14 protein-coding genes and 1 pseudogene are annotated in these 18695 nt (G+C 46.1%); 8 read left to right on the top strand and 7 right to left on the bottom strand.

Going from position 1 to position 18695, the window contains the following annotated elements:
• Positions 1–514: 514 nt before the first annotated feature.
• Entirely contained in the window at positions 515–2164 is a 1650-nt protein-coding gene (gene groL, locus GMES_RS06075; protein WP_006991725.1) for a chaperonin GroEL, read from the bottom strand.
• A gap of 34 nt (positions 2165–2198) precedes the next feature.
• A complete protein-coding gene (locus GMES_RS06070; protein ID WP_006991724.1) occupies positions 2199–2489 on the bottom strand; it encodes a co-chaperone GroES in 291 nt (96 codons plus the stop codon).
• Between the two features lie 440 nt (positions 2490–2929).
• Between GMES_RS06070 and GMES_RS06065 the strand changes: the two genes are divergently transcribed.
• On the top strand, positions 2930–3598 hold the full coding sequence (locus GMES_RS06065) for a DsbA family oxidoreductase (protein WP_006991722.1): 669 nt from the start codon (positions 2930–2932) through the stop codon (positions 3596–3598).
• Between the two features lie 146 nt (positions 3599–3744).
• Here the strand turns inward: GMES_RS06065 and GMES_RS06060 are convergent, their stop codons facing one another.
• From GMES_RS06060 to gltB, 3 genes are all read right to left on the bottom strand, one after another.
• Positions 3745–4911: an iron-containing alcohol dehydrogenase gene (locus tag GMES_RS06060; protein ID WP_006991721.1), complete on the bottom strand. Its 1167-nt coding sequence runs from the start codon at positions 4909–4911 to the stop codon at positions 3745–3747.
• Positions 4912–5103: 192 nt separating this feature from the next.
• Positions 5104–6519: a glutamate synthase small subunit GltD family protein gene (locus tag GMES_RS06055; RefSeq protein WP_006991720.1), complete on the bottom strand. Its 1416-nt coding sequence runs from the start codon at positions 6517–6519 to the stop codon at positions 5104–5106.
• Between the two features lie 19 nt (positions 6520–6538).
• Positions 6539–11005 (bottom strand): glutamate synthase large subunit, encoded by a 4467-nt coding sequence (gene gltB / locus GMES_RS06050; protein ID WP_006991719.1) that lies wholly within the window; start codon positions 11003–11005, stop codon positions 6539–6541.
• Between the two features lie 630 nt (positions 11006–11635).
• Between gltB and arcB the strand changes: the two genes are divergently transcribed.
• From arcB to rplI, 4 genes are all read left to right on the top strand, one after another.
• A complete protein-coding gene (gene arcB, locus GMES_RS06045) occupies positions 11636–13981 on the top strand; it encodes an aerobic respiration two-component sensor histidine kinase ArcB (RefSeq protein WP_006991718.1) in 2346 nt (781 codons plus the stop codon).
• Between the two features lie 217 nt (positions 13982–14198).
• Entirely contained in the window at positions 14199–14603 is a 405-nt protein-coding gene (gene rpsF / locus GMES_RS06040; protein ID WP_191917690.1) for a 30S ribosomal protein S6, read from the top strand.
• Positions 14604–14614: 11 nt separating this feature from the next.
• Entirely contained in the window at positions 14615–14842 is a 228-nt protein-coding gene (rpsR, locus tag GMES_RS06035; RefSeq protein ID WP_006991716.1) for a 30S ribosomal protein S18, read from the top strand.
• Between the two features lie 26 nt (positions 14843–14868).
• Positions 14869–15321, top strand: coding sequence for a 50S ribosomal protein L9 (gene rplI, locus GMES_RS06030; protein ID WP_006991715.1), 453 nt, complete (start codon positions 14869–14871; stop codon positions 15319–15321).
• Between the two features lie 80 nt (positions 15322–15401).
• Here the strand turns inward: rplI and GMES_RS06025 are convergent, their stop codons facing one another.
• The gene (locus GMES_RS06025; RefSeq protein ID WP_006991714.1) at positions 15402–16040 is read right to left on the bottom strand and encodes an MOSC domain-containing protein; all 639 of its coding nucleotides are present in this window, start codon (positions 16038–16040) and stop codon (positions 15402–15404) included.
• 122 nt (positions 16041–16162) lie between these two features.
• Here GMES_RS06025 and GMES_RS06020 point away from each other — a divergent pair, with 122 nt between their 5' ends.
• Genes GMES_RS06020 through GMES_RS06010 form a run of 3 tightly spaced genes read left to right on the top strand, consistent with a single transcriptional unit; the run spans position 16163 to position 18242 of the window.
• Positions 16163–16729, top strand: coding sequence for an RNA polymerase sigma factor (locus GMES_RS06020; protein WP_006991713.1), 567 nt, complete (start codon positions 16163–16165; stop codon positions 16727–16729).
• Positions 16722–17255 carry a hypothetical protein gene (locus tag GMES_RS06015; protein ID WP_006991712.1) on the top strand — a complete coding sequence of 178 codons (534 nt, stop codon included), beginning with the start codon at positions 16722–16724 and terminating at the stop codon, positions 17253–17255. Before GMES_RS06020 ends, GMES_RS06015 begins: the two co-directional genes overlap by 8 nt.
• Positions 17256–17276: 21 nt before the next feature.
• A complete protein-coding gene (locus GMES_RS06010; protein WP_006991711.1) occupies positions 17277–18242 on the top strand; it encodes a DUF4097 family beta strand repeat-containing protein in 966 nt (321 codons plus the stop codon).
• Between the two features lie 63 nt (positions 18243–18305).
• Here the strand turns inward: GMES_RS06010 and GMES_RS06005 are convergent.
• A pseudogene (locus GMES_RS06005) lies at positions 18306–18695 on the bottom strand (TonB-dependent receptor); the annotation flags it as partial.

The raw sequence follows: 18695 nt of genomic DNA, 5'->3' as shown, positions 1-18695 counted from the left end.
TCCTCGAGCATTGAAGGCTAACACTGGGTCGATTGCATGGATGCAATCTAAGTGAAAGTCGTGTCGGGAACACGTTTTCACGACCGGTGTTAGTCGAGACGCATAGAGAATAGAGTCTTGCTGGAGAGCGGCCCTTTTTGCTTACTTTTTGCGGCTGTTGGTAAAAAGTCAGTCGTACCTCATGGATGAGGTTTGAAAGTAGGCATGGATGCCATAAGCGAAGCGCATAAAGTTCGCGAAGCGAATGCCCCGCACGCGCAGCGTGTAAAGGTTGGCGTAGCCCATAGGTGCGCTTTGCGCATAGTGTGCGTAGCACATGAGGTGAGCGCAGTGCATAAAGTGGCTGAAAGCCATAAATAAGCGAAGCGCATATCGTGAGCGCAGCTCTCAAGTAAGCAACGCGCATAGTGTGCGCAGCACATAAGTTGGCCGCAGGCCATAAAAAACAAACAATAAAAAACCCGCACGAAGCGGGTTTTCTAAGATTTCAAAGCGGAGCTTTGAGAAACACGATTTACATCATGCCGCCCATTCCACCCATACCACCCATGCCGCCCATATCAGGCATGCCACCGGCAGAATCATCTTTTGGTGCTTCAGCGATCATCGCTTCAGTTGTGATCATCAAGCTTGCGATTGATGCTGCGAACTGTAGTGCTGAACGCGTCACTTTAGTTGGGTCAAGAATACCCATTTCTATCATGTCACCGTACGTGTCGTTACCTGCGTTGTAGCCGTAGTTGTCAGTGCCGTTTTTAACAGCGTTAGTCACGACAGATGCTTCTGCACCGGCGTTTGCTGCGATTTGACGCATTGGCGATTCCATTGCGCGAAGTAGCAATTTGATACCGTGAGTCTGGTCTACGTTGTCGCCTTGAAGGTCAGCGATTTTAGACGCTGCACGTACAAGAGCAACACCACCACCGGCTACTACGCCTTCTTCAACCGCTGCGCGAGTTGCGTGTAGTGCATCTTCAACGCGGTCTTTCTTCTCTTTCATTTCAACTTCAGTGGCTGCGCCAACTTTGATAACCGCAACACCGCCAGCAAGCTTAGCTAGGCGTTCTTGAAGCTTCTCTTTGTCATAGTCTGAGCTTGATTCTTCGATTTGAGCGCGTATTTGAGCAACACGGCCTTTAATCGCTTCTTCTTCGCCAGCACCGTCAACCACCGTAGTGTTGTCTTTGTTGATAACAACACGCTTAGCTGTACCTAGGTCTTCTAGAGTCACTTTTTCAAGCTCTAGACCGATTTCTTCAGAAATCACAGTACCGCCCGTTAAGGTGGCAAGATCTTGAAGCATCGCTTTACGACGGTCGCCAAAACCAGGCGCTTTAACTGCTGCTACTTTCACGATACCGCGCATGTTGTTCACAACTAGCGTAGCAAGTGCTTCACCTTCAACGTCTTCAGCAATGATTAACAAAGGCTTAGAGGCTTTTGCTACTGCTTCAAGAGTCGGTAGTAATTCACGGATGTTAGATACTTTTTTGTCAACCAATAGGATGAACGGGCTGTCTAGCTCAACAGTGCCGTTTTCTTGGTTGTTCATAAAGTAAGGAGATAGGTAACCACGGTCGAACTGCATACCTTCTACAACTTCTAATTCGTTTTGTAGAGATTGGCCTTCTTCAACGGTGATAACGCCTTCTTTGCCTACTTTGTCCATTGCTTCAGCGATTAGGTCGCCTACTTCAGTGTCAGAGTTAGCAGAGATCGTACCTACTTGGGCGATTGCTTTGCTGTCAGCACAAGGAACAGAAAGGGCTTTAAGCTGTTCAACCGCAGCGACAACTGCTTTGTCGATACCGCGCTTAAGATCCATTGGGTTCATACCTGCTGCAACGGCTTTTAGGCCTTCAGTCACGATAGACTGTGCAAGTACAGTTGCAGTTGTTGTTCCATCACCGGCTTCGTCATTGGCTTTAGAAGCAACTTCTTTCACCATTTGGGCGCCCATGTTTTCGAATTTATCTTCTAATTCGATTTCTTTGGCGACTGAAACACCATCTTTAGTGATGGTGGGTGCGCCGAATGATTTTTCTAGCACTACGTGACGGCCTTTAGGACCTAGGGTAACTTTTACTGCGTTAGCTAGAATGTTAACGCCTGCAAGCATTTTTACGCGAGCGTCATCAGAAAAACGTACTTCTTTTGCTGCCATGATATTAATTCCTCTAAATTTGGTTAACGGTTAATTATTCGACTACTGCTAGGATGTCGTTTTCGCTAAGGATCAATACTTCTTCGCCGTCTAGCTTCTCTGTTTTTACGCCGTAACCGTCGTTAAAAATAACGATGTCGCCGATTTTAACGTCAACAGCTTTCACTTCGCCGTTATCAAGTGTGCGACCATTGCCGACAGCGATAACTTCACCGCGAGTTGATTTTTCTGCTGCTGAGCCCGTTAATACGATGCCGCCGGCAGATTTGCTTTCTTGTTCGTGACGCTTAACGATAACGCGATCGTTTAAAGGACGAATTGCCATTTTCAAATCTCCTGAAAATTCCAATGTTAATAAAGGTTTAAGTTGCCGATTGCTCGGACGGTTAAAATGAGCATGGTTTTCACCTTACTCAGAAATTTGTTCTGCGGTCATAAATGGGGTTAGGGGAAATTATCTCAAGTTAAATTATCAAAAAATTCGTGTTTTTTTACGAAAAGTGCATTTATTTAGCATTTAGCACGGTCTTGCTACTTAGCCCACTAGTATTTAGTGGCATTTTGATGGGCTGATGCTTGCGCCTACATAGCTTCATCTTTGTGAATGCGACCGAATGATTGACTGGCTCTAGGGATGTGTTTTTGGTAGTTGCGCTTGAATATCAGCAAAGCAAGACCAATCTATCAGCAAAGCAAGACCAATCTATTGGTTATTAAACGGCAACACGCTACTGTGTTTGCTGAGCAATTAGTAGGAGTTAAATTATGGCTACCCCCCTTAAAATAGATATCGTTTCTGACGTGTCGTGCCCATGGTGCATTATAGGTTATAAAGCCTTGGATGAAGCACTAAGTAAACTTGACGGCAAAGTTGAAGCGGATATCACTTGGCAGCCGTTCGAACTGAACCCGAACATGCCCCCAGAGGGCCAAGAAATTGTTGAGCACATCACTGAAAAATACGGCATCAGCGTTGAACAAAGTGAGCAGAACCGCGAAATGATCAAGCAGCGCGGTCTAGATGTGGGTTACGAGTTTGGTAATCGAGGCGGTGGTCGTATTTACAATACCTTCGATGCGCACAGGTTGTTGCATTGGGCAGAAGAAGCAGGCAAACAAACAGAGCTTAAGTTGGCCTTTTTCGATTTGTACTTCAAAGAAAGTGGTGACCCAAGTAACCACGAGCAATTATTAACCGTGGTTGAGCGTGTTGGGCTTGATAAAGCCACTGCCCAAGAAGTATTGACCTCGGGTAAGTACACCCAAGAGGTGCGCGAAGCACAGCATTTATACCAATCTAATGGGATTAGCTCAGTCCCTGCGGTTATCGTGAACAACAAACATTTGATCAGCGGCGGTCAGCCTGCTTCCGTGTTTGAGCAAGCATTAACGCAGATTGCCCAAGAAGTGGAAGCTGAGAATGTGAGCGCCTAAGTCTCGATGGCGCGATTGACGAATCGATAGTTGATAAGTCGTTAATATACAAGTCAGTAAAAGAGAAAAAGGAGCCTAGGCTCCTTTTTTGTTGGGCGCTTTTTAACGATAACGACACAGATAACGAAGAAGGTCGCCGTAGCTAGCTATTCGCTTTCCCATGCTGTTTTGTACAACGTGATGATTTCATCTTTACTAGCCAAGCGTGGGTTGTTGTTTGGCGAGCCGGAGGCCAGGGCTTGCTCCGCCATTAACGCCAAGGTGTTATAGAAGGTGTCTTTTTGCACACCAAACTCGGCTAATGTTGGTACTTTTAATGTCGTGTTAATAAGCCTGAGTTGGCTAAGCAATGCTTTGTGCGCTTGATGTTTATCAGCAATGTCATCGACCAGTCCCATATACATAGCGCACTGAGCATAGCGTGTGGGCGAGCTGCTAATGGAATATTCCGTTACCGTAGGCAGCAACATGGCGTTACTCAACCCATGGGGTACATGAAAATGCACGCCCAAGGGGCGGCTCATACCATGCACTAAAGCAACAGAGGCATTAGAAAAGGCGACACCAGCAAGGGTTGCCCCGAGCATAACTGCTTCCCGGGCGGCTAGGTCTGTCGCGTCTTGGCAGGTGCGCAGTAAATTCTGCCCGATGAGTTTCATGGCGGCGATGGCTTGTTGATCGCTAAACAAATTCGCTTTGCGACTGACGTAGGCTTCTATCGCATGGGTGAGGGCATCAATACCGGTGTCGGCAGCTATGCGCATGGGTAAACTTAGGGTTAGCTCGTAATCCACTATGGCGGCCATGGGCATTAAGCCTGGCCCCATGCATAGCATTTTCTCGTCTGTGCTGGCATCAGTGATTATGGTGGCTTGGGTGGCTTCTGAGCCGGTGCCTGCAGTGGTAGGAATGGCAATGACTGGCAAGCTGCGCATATTAACCAGGCGTGGCATTTTGTAATCGCGCATGGTACCGCCGTGGCTAGCTAATAACGCAATCGCTTTGGCGGTATCAATGGCGCTGCCGCCCCCTAATGCTAGCAAGCAATCGTATTTGCCCTGACGAACCAAGTCTACCGCAGGCAGGATGGAATCTTCACTTGGCTCCGCTCTGGTCTCGCTAAATAGGCCGTAATCTATGTTTTGCGCTTTTAGTAAGTTAGTGATCTTATCGGTATAGCCAAGGGTGACCATAGTGGCGTCAGTAATAATGCATGGGTATTGGCAGCCTAGGTTTTCAAGCGTCGCGGGTAAAGCGTTAATAGCGCCCGCGCCAATTTGCATGATTTTGGGTAGATTAATCGTGGTCGTCATAGCGCTAATACCTCAATAAGTCATGTGTTTACGCTAACCCATAGTGAAGAGTAACGCCATACACAAACGCTCAGTGATTATTTTTTAGGCTAATAAATACAGTGTGAGTTTTACTGATGTACTGGAGCACAAAAAAAAGGAGCCTAAGCTCCTTTTTTATTCAGTTTGGTAGGTCAATAGACTTGGAGCAGCTTACACGCCCATATAGTCGAGCATACCTTCGGCGGCTTCTCGGCCTTCGAAAATAGCCGTAACTACTAAATCTGAACCGCGTACCATGTCGCCTCCCGAGAAAATCTTAGGGTTAGACGTTTGAAATGCATACTTTCCTTTAGCTGGAGCGCGTACACGACCCTTTTCATCCAGGATAATACCGTAGTCACCAAACCAGCCTGCAGGGCTAGGCTGAAAGCCAAACGCAATAATGACTGCGTCAGCTTCGATAACATGTTCAGAGCCTTCGATGACAACAGGACGACGACGACCTTCTGCATCTGGCTCGCCCATTTCAGTTTTTACGCAGCGTACGCCACACGCGTTACCATTGGCATCAAGTTCGATATCCAGCGGTTGTACGTTAAAGGTGAATTTAACGCCTTCTTCTTTGGCGTTAACCACTTCACGGCGTGAGCCCGGCATGCTGTCTTCGTCACGACGATAGGCACAGATTACGTCTGTGGCGCCTTGGCGAATGGACGTACGTACGCAATCCATAGTGGTGTCACCACCGCCTAACACTACGACCTTCTTGCCTTTCATATCAACGAATTCATCCGCTGATTTTTCAAACTTAAGGTGACGGTTGATGTTGGCAATCAAGAAGGGCAGGGCTTCGTACACACCCGGTGCTCCTTCATTCGCAAAACCACCTTGCATTGGCTTGTACGTGCCCATGCCTAGGAACACGGAATCGTATTCATCGAGTAAGGTTTGGAAGTCGATGTCTTTGCCGATCTCAGTGTTGAGCACAAACTCGACGCCCATTTCAGTGAAAATATCTCGACGACGGGTGATCACGTCTTTCTCAAGCTTGAAGGCCGGAATACCAAAGGTCAGCAAACCGCCGATTTCTGGGTATTTGTCATACACAACGGGTTTGACGCCGTTACGTACTAGAATATCCGCACAGGCAAGGCCCGCAGGCCCAGCACCGACAATGGCGACTTTCTTGTTTGTTGCCACAACACCTGACATGTCAGGACGCCAGCCCATCTTAAAGGCCGTGTCAGTAATGTATTTTTCAATACTACCAATGGTCACGGCACCAAAGTCGTCGTTAAGGGTACAAGCACCTTCACATAAACGGTCTTGTGGACAAACACGGCCACAGACTTCTGGCAAACTGTTGGTTTTGTGAGAAAGCTCAGCCGCTTCTAAAATCTTCCCTTGGTTGGCTAATTCAAGCCACTGAGGGATAAAGTTATGCACTGGGCATTTCCATTCACAATAGGGGTTACCGCAATCTAAACAGCGGTCAGCTTGACCTTCTGTTTGTGATTGGGTCAAAGGCTGATAGATTTCAGCGAATTCTGCTTTACGTACAACGATCGGCTTTTTCGGCGGGTCGATACGTTCTACGTCAACAAATTGGTATACGTTTTTAGACATATGATTCTCGTCCTGCTACTTATTGGGCCTGAATGCTAAGTTCTGATGATGAGCGACTAATGTGCCCCAACAGATTTTTCACATTACTGGTCTTAGGCTTAATTAAGCGGAATTTAGACAACACTTCATTGAAGTTATTAAGTAAGCCCATGGCGTACTCGCTGCCTGTTTCTTCGTAGTGTTGATTGATGAGGCCACGTAAGTGCTCAGACAAAATAACCTTGTCTTCAATGCCCATAATTTCCACTAGTTCAGGGTTAATACGATGTTCAATATCGTCTAATTCATCCAGAATGTAGGCGAAACCACCTGTCATACCGGCACCAAAGTTAACGCCAACGGCGCCAAGTACCGCAACAATACCGCCTGTCATGTATTCACACGCGTTGTCGCCTGTACCTTCTACAACCGCTACCGCACCTGAGTTACGCACACCGAAACGCTCACCTGCACGACCCGCAGCGAACAATTTTCCGCCTGTTGCACCGTACAAACAAGTATTACCCATTATCGCGCTAACATGTGGGTCAAAGCTGATGTTGGTTGGGTTACTGATAACCAATTTACCGCCTGTCATACCTTTACCAACATAATCGTTGGCATCGCCCACTAGGTGCATTTCAAGGCCACCTGCGTTCCATACACCAAAGCTTTGACCGACTGTGCCGGTCAGCTGAATGTGAATAGGCGCGTCGTGCATGCCTTGGTTGCCATGTACTTTAGCAATAGCACCAGAAAGCATGGCACCCACTGAACGGTCGGTGTTGCGAACGTTGTACTTTAAAGATGCACCGCGTAATGACGCGACTGCACTTTGAGCGTCATTTAAAATTTGTACGTTCAAGTCGCCTTTATCCAGAGGATTATTGGCTATTTCAGAACAGAACAGTTTTGTGTGCGAACCTGCTTTCGGCTTAGCCAGAATAGGGCTTAAGTCTAAGTGACTTTGCTTGGCGGTTACACCAGGCAATATTTCAAGCAATTCAGTACGTCCAATCAAATCATCAAGCTTGGTTACACCAATAGATGCCATGATTTCACGCACTTCTTGGGCAATAAACTTAAAGTAGTTCATTACCATTTCGGGTAAACCAATAAAGTAGTTTTCCCGTAGTTTTTCGTCTTGGGTTGCTACGCCTGTCGCACAGTTGTTCAGGTGACATATTCTTAGGTATTTACACCCTAACGCCACCATTGGGCCTGTACCAAAGCCGAAGCTTTCAGCCCCTAGAATGGCGCCTTTTATCACATCTAAACCCGTTTTAAGACCGCCGTCGGTTTGGACACGAACTTTATGGCGTAAACCGTTTTCAACCAGTGCTTGTTGGGTTTCAGCAAGGCCAAGCTCAAACGGACTACCTGCGTACTTAACTGACGTCAGTGGACTCGCACCTGTGCCGCCGTCATAACCTGAAATGGTAATCAAATCGGCATAGGCTTTAGCCACACCTGTAGCGATGGTTCCTACGCCTGGCTCAGATACTAATTTCACTGAAATTTGCGCAGTGGGGTTAACTTGTTTCAAGTCAAAAATGAGCTGGGCTAAATCTTCGATAGAGTAAATATCGTGATGGGGCGGCGGTGAAATTAGCGTCACGCCAGGCACGGCAAAGCGTAGCTCTGCGATGTAGCTGTTGACCTTATCACCCGGTAACTGACCACCTTCACCTGGCTTGGCGCCTTGGGCGACTTTGATTTGAATCACTTCTGCATTCACTAAGTAATGCGGCGTGACCCCAAAGCGGCCCGATGCAACTTGCTTGATTTTGGAGTTTTTCTCAGTGTTGAAACGCGCTGGATCTTCACCGCCCTCACCTGAGTTAGATTTGCCACCTAAGCGGTTCATCGCAATTGCTAAGGCTTCGTGAGCCTCAGGGCTAAGCGCACCGATTGACATGGCAGCAGTATCGAAGCGTTTGAACAAATCTTCTGCTGGTTCAACTTCGCTGATATCAATCGCTGGGCTTTCTGCTTTTAGTGCCAATAAATCACGGAAATGACTCGGTGAACGTTCATTCACCAATGTACTGAACACGCGATAATCGTCGTACTTTCCGCTAACAACCGCTTTTTGTAAGCTGGTGACAACGTCTGGGTTGTAGGCGTGATACTCACCGCCATGGACGTATTTTAATAAACCACCGTGATCGACCGGCTTACGTTTTAACCAAGCCACGCGGCTTAAGTTAATTTGGTCTTGTTCGAAGTCTTCAAAACCAGCGCCTTGCAAACGACTTGGCACGCCTTGGAAGCACATCTTGGTGACGTCAGCATTGATACCAATGGCTTCGAATAACTTCGAGCTACGGTAGCTGGCAATGGTGCTGATCCCCATTTTAGACATGATCTTGTACAGACCTTTATTGATGCCTTTACGGTAATTCAGTACCCCTTGCATGGCGGTAATGCCAAGTTCGCCCTTATCGACCATTTGCTCAATACTTTCATAAGCCAAGAACGGATAAATCGCGGTAGCACCTAAGCCTAGCAATACGGCAAAGTGGTGCGGGTCACGAGCCGAAGCGGTTTCAACCACTATGTTGGCGTCACAACGAAGTGATTTATCGATTAAGCGACGTTGCACTGCGCCAACGGCCATGGCTGCTGGAATGGTTAAGCGGTTCGCTTTCACGTTGCGGTCAGACAAAATCACAAACGCAGCACGTTTGGTTTTAACCAAATATTCCACTTCATTACAAATACGCGAGATGGCTTTTTTCAAGCCTTCTTCTGGCTTGTAGTTTAGGTCAACCACTTCAGAATAATAATGCTCAGCATTGTATTCGCGCAGTTGCTTTAAATCGGTATAAATAAGTACCGGAGAGTCAAACAGCACGCGATGCGCATAGCCAGATGTTTCGCTAAAGACATTTTGTTCACGGCCAATACATGTCGCTAACGACATAACGTGATTTTCACGTAATGGATCGATAGGTGGGTTGGTGACTTGGGCAAACTGCTGACGGAAATAATCGTAAATGGTGCGCTGTTTTGATGAAAGCACGGCCATTGGGGTGTCATCACCCATAGAGCCCACTGCTTCTTGACCATCTTTGGCTAGCACTTTAACAATTTGCTGAAGCTCTTCGTAGCTGTAGGCGAACAGCTTGTGGTAGGTCGCCATCATATTGTCGTCAAATACGCGTTGACCAATCAATGACGCATCGCATTGTTCAACAGGCGTTAAACGACGAATGTTTTTGTCGATCCATTCGCGATAAGGATGACGGCTTTTGAGCTCTTCATCAATTTCGTTAGAACGCCAAATTTTGCCATTGTAGGTATCTACGGCAAGCATTTCACCTGGCCCTACACGGCCTTTTTCAACCACATCTTCAGGTTTGTAATCCCAGATACCAATTTCAGAGGCAAGCGTGATTAAACCATCTTTGGTGATGACATAACGTGCAGGACGCAGGCCATTGCGGTCCAAGTTACAGGCAACGTGACGACCATTGGTCAATACGATACCGGCTGGTCCGTCCCACGGCTCCATGTGCATCGAGTTAAATTCGTAAAACGCGCGTAACTCGTCGTCCATGGTGCTGTTGTTTTGATATGCAGGTGGCACAAGCAAGCGCATGGCGCGGAACAAATCCATACCGCCAGCAAGGAACAACTCAAGCATGTTATCTAATGAAGACGAATCTGAGCCTTCTGTATTCACAAAAGGGGCTGCATCGGCTAAATCAGGCAATAACGGGGTAACGAATTTACTGCTTCGGGCTTGCGCCCAATCACGGTTACCACGAATAGTGTTAATTTCACCATTATGTGCCAAGAAGCGGAAAGGCTGCGCCAATGGCCACTTAGGCAAAGTATTAGTAGAGAAGCGTTGGTGGAATACACAAATCGCTGATTGCATGCGCTCATCTGCCAAGTCTAAATAGAACTTTGGCAAATCTTTCGGCATAACAAGGCCTTTATACACAGTCACAAGCGTGGATAAACAAGCGATGTAAAATTCGCTGTCTTCGCTCATGCGCTTTTCAGCGCGGCGACGTGCCATAAACAAGCGGCGTTCTAAGTCTCGTTTGCGCCATCCAGAAGGCGCATTAACAAAAACGTGCTCAATTTGTGGTACACCTGAAGCGGCTAAATCACCCAATACGGAGTGATCTGTCGGTACCACACGCCAGCCGGCAACGCTCAATGTTTCGCGTTCTAGCTCTTCGTTCAAGATTTCACGGCCACGGGCCGCTAAGGTGTCGTCCTGATTGAGGAAAATAACCCCCACACCGTATTTTTTACTTAATTTCCAACCGTTTTCAGCGGCGATTTCTTTAAAGAACGCATCCGGTTTTTGAAGTAGCAAGCCGCAACCATCCCCGGTTTTACCGTCGGCGGCGATACCACCACGGTGCTGCATGCGATCCAATCCTTCAATTGCAGTGGTGACAAGCTTGTGGCTGGCTTCGCCTTGGGTATGGGCGATTAAACCAAATCCACAGTTGTCTTTGGAATCATTAGGATTATATAAACTCATTGACGTAACTCCTTCAACCGACGACTGGTTAGGGTTGTGTTTTAGGTTACTGCTGTATTTTTGTATAACGCTCACGGGTAAACTTTGGCACACAAAAAAAGTGGCCTAATTGCGCCATGTCACGCTATGTATTCTTGTCGTTTTTATTATTGGGGATACCAGTCGAGTATCGAATATTTATACTAAGCAGGCCGTACAAAATACCGAGTTAAAATATATAAATCAATTGAGAAGTGCGAACTTGCTTGAAAAATCCTTACATTCAGTTGGGTTTTGCTTATTAACTTTATGTTAAACAGTGAGTTAAGGCTATTCCATTTACTTGGTTATATCCTATGAAATAAAGGTGGTATTTACTGTCATGTGTTAATAAATAGTTAATTTCAGCCTCCGCAAACACCTAGTTTTCCATTGTAAGGAGAATATTTATTTAAAAAAAATGCATAAAAAGTACGCGTATCGATGTGGAAACACTGCTAAAACCTGCCAGAAGCGGTGAGATATCTAATTTTTATGAAGGATAAGCCTCCTTGGATTAGCATCGGCCACGAAAGATTATCAGTTGACGCTGTGGTCGAACTTGCTAGCATGTCGCGCTTACAGCCTTACATTTAGATATGAGAGCGATACATGCAGCGAGAAGAATCAGTAGAACCTTGGGCCCTTCGATTTGCCCAGTTTATTAACCGTTTTGGCACCCTGCGTGTCAGCGTGCTGTTCGTTATTCTGACCCTAATGTTTACCATGACTGGTACGTACTTTTTGCGCATTTACATCATTGGTGATGTAAAGCTCGAAGACTTTATGAGTGCGATTATTCTGACCATAGTCAGTGCGCCATGGGTGTTATTTTTCTTCAGTGAGTTGGTTAAGCAGCTTGAGCGCTCCAGAGAGCATCTATCGGACGCAGTGACTCAACTTGAACGGCTTCGTGAAGAAGATATTTTGCTTAGCCGAGAGCTACAAAACAATATTAAACAGTTAAATTACGAAATTGAGCAGCGCAAAAATGCCCAAGAAGAACGTGAAAATGTTTTTGTAGAACTAGAGAACGAAATTAAAGACAGGGCCGAAAAAGAAGAACAGGCTCTGCGTTTATCGACCTTATTGCGTTCCATTATCGATGCCTCACCAGATTTAATTTACTACCGTAATGAAGAAGGCCAATTTGCCGGTTGCAACCGCGTCGCCGAGCAAATGACTGGACTCACCGAAGCTGAATTAATTGGTTTAACGCCGCACGAAGTGTGGGAAGAAGAGTTGGCTCGCCAGGTAGCGGCGAGTGACCAAGAAGTGTTAGAAAACGATGTCAGTATTACCGAAGAGATTTGGCTGCGCTTTGCCGATGGTCGCCGTGGTTACTTTGAAATGCGCAAGGTACCTTTCTATGACAAAGACAATAAACGCTTAGGATTATTAGCGTTTGGACGTGATATTACTGAGCGTAAACAAGCTGAGAATATTGTGGCTAAGGCGAGTAAAGATAAAACCAAATTTATCGCTACGATCAGCCATGAATTGCGCACGCCGTTAAACGGCATCGTCGGTTTAAGTCGCATGCTGCGCGATACCAAATTAGATAAAGAGCAATTTGCTTGGGTCAGCACTATTTACGCCAGTGGCATTACTTTGGGCAATATTTTTAATGACATCATTGATATTGACCGCATGGGGCGTGACAAACTTGAGCTGTCATTAAAAACGGTATCTATCAAAGATTTTACAGAAGAATTGAGCAGCATTATTAAGTTGCTTGCGGCAGATAAAGGCCTTGCTTTTGATACCGAGATAAGAGAGCCGCTTCCTGATTTTGTCGAAGTTGATGGTACCCGGTTGCGTCAAATTCTGTGGAACTTGCTGTTCAATGCGGTTAAGTTCACTCAAAAAGGTAAGGTCAGCTTGAGTGTGGAAGCGCAAACCTCAGGCGATGGTATCAGCCATGTGACCTTCCGTGTTGGTGATACTGGCGTGGGTATTCCGCAAACTGAGCTCGATAAAATATTCGCCATGTACTATCAAGTGAACTTGCCTGAGCATCAAAGTGCGACCGGTACAGGTATTGGCTTGGCGATATGTCAGCAGATGGTGTCGTTAATGAACGGTGAAATAAAAGTCAGCAGTGAGATAGGTAAAGGCACATGCTTCTCGGTGGAGTTACCCTTGCCGATTAGTAATCGCCCGATGCAAGTGGAAGAGTTGCAAGTGCGAGGCCTGAATATCTTGTTGGTAGAGGATATAGAGCTCAATGTAATGGTCGCAAAAGCGCTTTTAGAAAAACTTGATCAGCATGTAGATGTGGCAATGACAGGTGGCGAAGCGATTAAAATGGTGCGCGATAAACAATATGATTTGATTCTGCTTGATATTCAACTACCAGACATGACGGGCTTTGATGTCGCAGCTACGTTGCATGAAGAGAGCTTGGTGGAACAAACCAGTATCGTCGCTTTAACAGCCAATGTGATTAAGCGGCGTCAGGAATACCTTGATAGCGGTATGGATGATGTTATTGCTAAGCCTGTTAAAAAGAGCCGAATCATTGAAGTCTTTAATTCACTCTTTAGTGAACAGCCGTATGAGTCTCACAAACCCAAAGATGAAGAGCCTGATAAAGAGTTAGACGCAATATTGGATTTGGATTTACTGCAAATGTTGGTGGATACCATAGGCCATGAAATGGTTAGCACCAGTGTTAAAGTGTTCGAAGAGAATATGCCTGTTTATTTAGAGATTCTGCAGCTTAGCTTAAGTGCCAGTGAAAAAGACGAAGTATGTTCCCAAGCGCACAAGATAAAAGGCGCAGCGGGTTCTGTTGGCTTAGCAAGAGTGCAGAAAATTGCCAACCAAATACAGCAGGGCGATCACCCCGCATGGTGGGAAAATGTGCATGATTGGGTTGAAGAGCTGACCTTTGCCGCCGAAGAAGATATGAAAAAACTCGGTGACTGGCTAACCAAGCAAGATATAGACGATTAAGGGGCGTAGCCGCGAAGGTATGTGAGTCACTTTATTTAAATCACCTCTATTTTTCTAAACATCCCGTTTTTATAGGGCATAAGCATAAATATAGCTTGTGCCCTTCGACTAGTTTATATACAATTCGCGCCGCTTAAAACAGTCACCTTAATTTTAGTTCCTTGTCTCCATACAGTTTGACTGTGCTGTCGAGGCTACAACCGTGAGGAGCAATATGATGCGTCATTACGAAATCGTATTCATGGTTCACCCTGACCAGAGTGAACAAGTTCCTGGTATGATCGAGCGTTATACCGGAATTCTTACCCAGAATGGTGGCACAATCCACCGCATGGAAGATTGGGGCCGTCGTCAATTGGCTTACCCTATCGACAAATTACATAAAGCACACTACGTACTTATCAACGCTGAAGCTTCTGCTGAAGCAGTTGAAGAGCTAGAGACTGCTTTCCGTTTCAATGATGTTGTATTGCGTAACCTTGTTATGCGTACAAAAGATGCTGAAACTGAGCAATCGCCAATGGCTAAAGAAGAGCGTCGTGAAAAGCGTGATGAAAGACCGTCTTCTGAAGACAAGTCTGCAGAACCAGAAGCAGCTACTGCTTCTGACGAACAAGAATAAGGAGACAAAAAATGGCTCGTTTTTTTAGACGTCGTAAATTCTGCCGTTTCTCAGCTGATGGTGTTGTTCAGATCGATTATAAAGACATCGCTATGTTGAAAAACTATGTCACTGAAAGTGGTAAAATCGTACCTAGCCGTATCACTGGAACTAGCGCTAAATATCAGCGTCAGTTGTCAACTGCTATCAAGCGCGCGCGCTTCCTAGCATTGCTTCCATATACTGATTCTCACAAGTAACCCTAGCGAAATTAAGAGGTAGCAAGATGGAAATCATACTACTAAACAAAGTCGCCAACCTGGGCGGCTTGGGTGACAATGTCACTGTAAAATCAGGCTATGCACGTAACTTCTTGTTCCCTCAAGGGCAAGCTGTTCCTGCTACTAAAGCAAACGTAGAAAAATTTGAAGCACGTCGTGCAGAGCTTGAAGCAAAAATTGCTGAGCAGCTTGCAGCGGCAGAAGCTCGTGCAGCGAAAGTTGCTGAGTTGGCTGAAGTGACTATCGCTTCTCCTGCTGGTGACGAAGGTAAATTGTTCGGATCTATCGGTACTCGCGACATCGCATTGGCAATTACTGCCGCTGGTGTTGAGATTGCTAAATCTGAAGTTAAATTGCCTACTGGTACTTTACGTGAAACTGGCGAGTTCGAAATCGACCTACAGTTGCACTCAGAAGTAACGGCTACAATCAAATTGGTTGTTATTCAAGAAGCTTAATTTAAGCCTTTTTGGATACTAAAAACACCGCCTAGTTGCATTGCACTAAGCGGTGTTTTTTTATGCCTACAGTTTATTGACTATTGATTATCGATACGCCGTAGTAGTTTTTGTTGCCATTCTGAGTCTAACCCTATCGCATTGCTCATTTGGTGTAGGGGATCCGCTGATGTGTTTTTGTCAAAGTGCTGCTGAACAAAAGACGCTACTGACAAGTTGGCATTAGGGCGCTCGACAAGTGTGATGCTGTCACTTAATGTAATTGTCCCGTTTTCAAGGACACGATAGTACCAACCAGTGATCTGCTGGTTTTTAATGAGCTCGACTAAGCCCTTTTGATGGAGTTTTTCTTCAATCTTCCAGCAAGGAATGCGCGGGGAGGTCACCTGCACTGTGACGTCGCCAACGCGATAGATATCGCCAATGTTCACGTTTTTATCATGCATATCAGTGGCTGCTAGGTTTTCTCCAATGGAGCCCATTACCGCTGTCCTGTGCATCAAAGGGTGGCGTTTTATTATCGTCTCGTAACCTCGCAAAGAATATTGATGTAAAGCGCGTTCAGGACCTCCGTGGTAACGCTTATCAACCTGAACGTCACCAACAATACCAAGGTTATTCACCTCTGCGCGCTCGACAGGTCGCTTATCAATGCCTGAAGGGGCGTACTTTGGGCCGATAGGACGGATAACACCTGCAAATAAACCTAATACTTTCATATCGCTCCCGTTGGTATAACGACTAAACCCGTTGTACTCATTCGCATTTCTTTTTTGTAGCTTTAAACCTTTGTGAGGTAACCTGCGACTCACTTAGTAAGCTAGCCAACGAAGATAGAAGATTGACTGAGAATTCGAACGTTGTTGCTGCTAAGCACAAGTTTGCCACCGATGAAGAGCGGCAGCTACTGCTAGCAGTAAAAAATGGAAACCGACAGGCATATCATCAGCTGTACCATCAATATATTGGTCAGGTATATGCTTTGTGCTACCGGCTGACGGGAGATAAGGCGTTGGCAGAGGATGCATCACAAGAGGTCTTTATTCAATTGTGGCGAAAAATAGGGGATTACTCAGAACAAAGTAAGTTCTCTACATGGCTGCATACGGTGACATCCCATATTACGATTTCGTATATTCGTAAGCAGCGAGGCTGGGTGCAGCGCATGTTTAATATAGAAGACTCAAGCGTAGCAAACGATGTTGCCGAACCTTCTGCTGGGGAAGTAGATATTGAAAACTACGTGACCCGTTTACCTGAGCGCGCGAGGATCGTTTTTGTGTTACACGCTATTGAGGGCTACCGCCATGAAGAAATTGCGCAAATGACCAATATGGCAGTAGGAACAAGTAAGGCTCAATTCCATCGAGCAAAGCAGTTACTAGAGGAGTGGATGGGGTATGCATAAGCCAGATTTTGAACAGGTCTTGCAGGGAAAACTTGCCCAGCTCGACACCCAAAAGCAACCTGAACGTGATTTATGGCCGGGCATAGAGTTGGCGTTAGTTAAGCAGGAAGACGAAGCGCGCAATGTATTTGACCTGAGCGAGAAGAATGTTCGAGCTAATAGCAATCATCGTTATTGGACCAAGGCAGCCGTATTTGCAGCGGCTGTCGCTATGCTTGCCTTGGTAAGCTGGAAAGGGCTGCTCCCTAGTGACGAAATGATAAGCGGTGATGAATTAGTGGCTGCCTTGAGCGCTCAGCACGAAGAGCAAAAAAATGCACTGTTAGTGCAATTTAAAGGAAAAAGCGCTCTTACCGACAACTGGCAGCAGCAATTAACTGAGCTTGATAATGCCGCTGAGGCGATTAAGAAAGCGCTGCAAAACGAACCGAATAATATGGCGTTGTTGAAAATGCTGCAAAGCGTACATCAGCAACAGATCAACTTAATAGAACGTGTGCATTCACCCAAGTGGTCACAGATCTAGTCAGAATGTTAGGAGTGAAAAATGAAACTAATAATGCTTAAAGGGGCGTTCACAGTAATCGGTATCATGACTGTGTTGAGTGTTTCTGCGGGCGAACAGATCGATCGCATCGTTGAAGCAAATCCTAAGGGGTATGTGGAAATAGAGCACGTTAATGGAAAGGCTGAAATAAAGGGGTGGGATAAACCCCAAGTACAAGTGAAAGGAACGCTGGGCGAGCTAACAGAGCGGTTTGTGTTTGAACGCAGAGGCAACGAAGTGTTAATCAAGGTGAAAGTTAAAAACAGCCGCAAGCATAGCAGTCGTTGGGGGGGAGATGACGAAGATAAGTTGGTAATTTTTGTACCGCGCCAAAGCCGCCTAAACTACACAGCCGTCAATGCAGATGTATTGCTCAGCGATGTTAAAGGAGGTGTTAGCGCAGAAACGGTTAACGGTGATATTAAGGCCAAGCAGCTGGCTGGGCGCCTGCGTCTTGAATCGGTTAATGGCGACATTAACGCCAGCGAACTCCAAGGTGATGTGGCCATTCAAACGGTCAACGGTGACATTCGCTCAAACAGCACCCAAGGCCGTGAAGATAGATATGAAACTGTCAATGGCGACGTGAACGCAGAATCTAGTAGTGAAGAGGTGCGCGCTACGACTGTCAACGGTGACGTGAAACTCATGATGCAGTCCGTTAAATACGCCAATTTAGAGACCGTTAACGGTGAGCTCAAAATAGCACTAGCACTGGCTGAGGGGGGGGAGCTTCACGCTACGTCGGTGGGCGGAGAAATTGATTTGAATTTTAGTGCAGGGGTTTCCGCGTTGTTTGACATTCGAGCCCATGCAGGCGGAAAAATCATTAACCGTTTAACCCAAGATACAGTACAAAAAGAAAAGTACGGCCCTAGTAGCTGGTTAGCCACAAGCACAGGACAAGGCCAAGGCAAGGTATCGGTGTCAACCGTGAATGGTCGAGTGAGTATTTCGAAGGATTGATATGTAATTTAAAAATGCATCACCCCCGCAGGGACGAAGGTGATGCACTGAGTTAGCTAAATATTAGAAGCTAACTTTAACACCTGCATTTGCGCGACGACCAATAAGGTCATAAAGTGCGTCAAATGTATTTCCTGAAGGGACTTCGTTGAACACATTACGAATACCAGCAGAGAAGCTAACGTTGTCATTTAGGTAGTACACCGCTGACAAGTCATGAGTCCATACTGAATCAATGTAGTTAGGTGATGCATCTTCTGGTGAACCGCCACCTGGTGATACGTCAAACAACGCACTCTTATCTATGAAACGAGAACTCCAGTTAACGTTTAGATCGTCTATACGGTAATCAATAGAAGTGCTCCACTGTAGACTTGGGTCACCCACTTCACCGTCTTCCACGTTAATTTCATCTGGGCGAGTTTGAAATTCAAATTCATCCAAGCTAAGAAC

Source organism: Paraglaciecola mesophila KMM 241, assembly GCF_000315015.1.
In the GTDB taxonomy this organism is placed as follows: Bacteria; Pseudomonadota; Gammaproteobacteria; order Enterobacterales; family Alteromonadaceae; genus Paraglaciecola; species Paraglaciecola mesophila.
This window is presented reverse-complemented; position numbering and strand designations above follow the sequence as displayed.

Excerpts from the sequence above, each read along its gene's own strand:
- groL (WP_006991725.1), bottom strand. The coding sequence starts at position 2,164 with ATGGCAGCAAAAGAAGTACGTTTTTCTGATGACGCTCGCGTAAAAATG.
- GMES_RS06070 (WP_006991724.1), bottom strand. The coding sequence starts at position 2,489 with ATGGCAATTCGTCCTTTAAACGATCGCGTTATCGTTAAGCGTCACGAA.
- GMES_RS06065 (WP_006991722.1), top strand. The coding sequence starts at position 2,930 with ATGGCTACCCCCCTTAAAATAGATATCGTTTCTGACGTGTCGTGCCCA.
- GMES_RS06060 (WP_006991721.1), bottom strand. The coding sequence starts at position 4,911 with ATGACGACCACGATTAATCTACCCAAAATCATGCAAATTGGCGCGGGC.
- GMES_RS06055 (WP_006991720.1), bottom strand. The coding sequence starts at position 6,519 with ATGTCTAAAAACGTATACCAATTTGTTGACGTAGAACGTATCGACCCG.
- gltB (WP_006991719.1), bottom strand. The coding sequence starts at position 11,005 with ATGAGTTTATATAATCCTAATGATTCCAAAGACAACTGTGGATTTGGT.
- arcB (WP_006991718.1), top strand. The coding sequence starts at position 11,636 with ATGCAGCGAGAAGAATCAGTAGAACCTTGGGCCCTTCGATTTGCCCAG.
- rpsF (WP_191917690.1), top strand. The coding sequence starts at position 14,199 with ATGCGTCATTACGAAATCGTATTCATGGTTCACCCTGACCAGAGTGAA.
- rpsR (WP_006991716.1), top strand. The coding sequence starts at position 14,615 with ATGGCTCGTTTTTTTAGACGTCGTAAATTCTGCCGTTTCTCAGCTGAT.
- rplI (WP_006991715.1), top strand. The coding sequence starts at position 14,869 with ATGGAAATCATACTACTAAACAAAGTCGCCAACCTGGGCGGCTTGGGT.
- GMES_RS06025 (WP_006991714.1), bottom strand. The coding sequence starts at position 16,040 with ATGAAAGTATTAGGTTTATTTGCAGGTGTTATCCGTCCTATCGGCCCA.
- GMES_RS06015 (WP_006991712.1), top strand. The coding sequence starts at position 16,722 with ATGCATAAGCCAGATTTTGAACAGGTCTTGCAGGGAAAACTTGCCCAG.
- GMES_RS06010 (WP_006991711.1), top strand. The coding sequence starts at position 17,277 with ATGAAACTAATAATGCTTAAAGGGGCGTTCACAGTAATCGGTATCATG.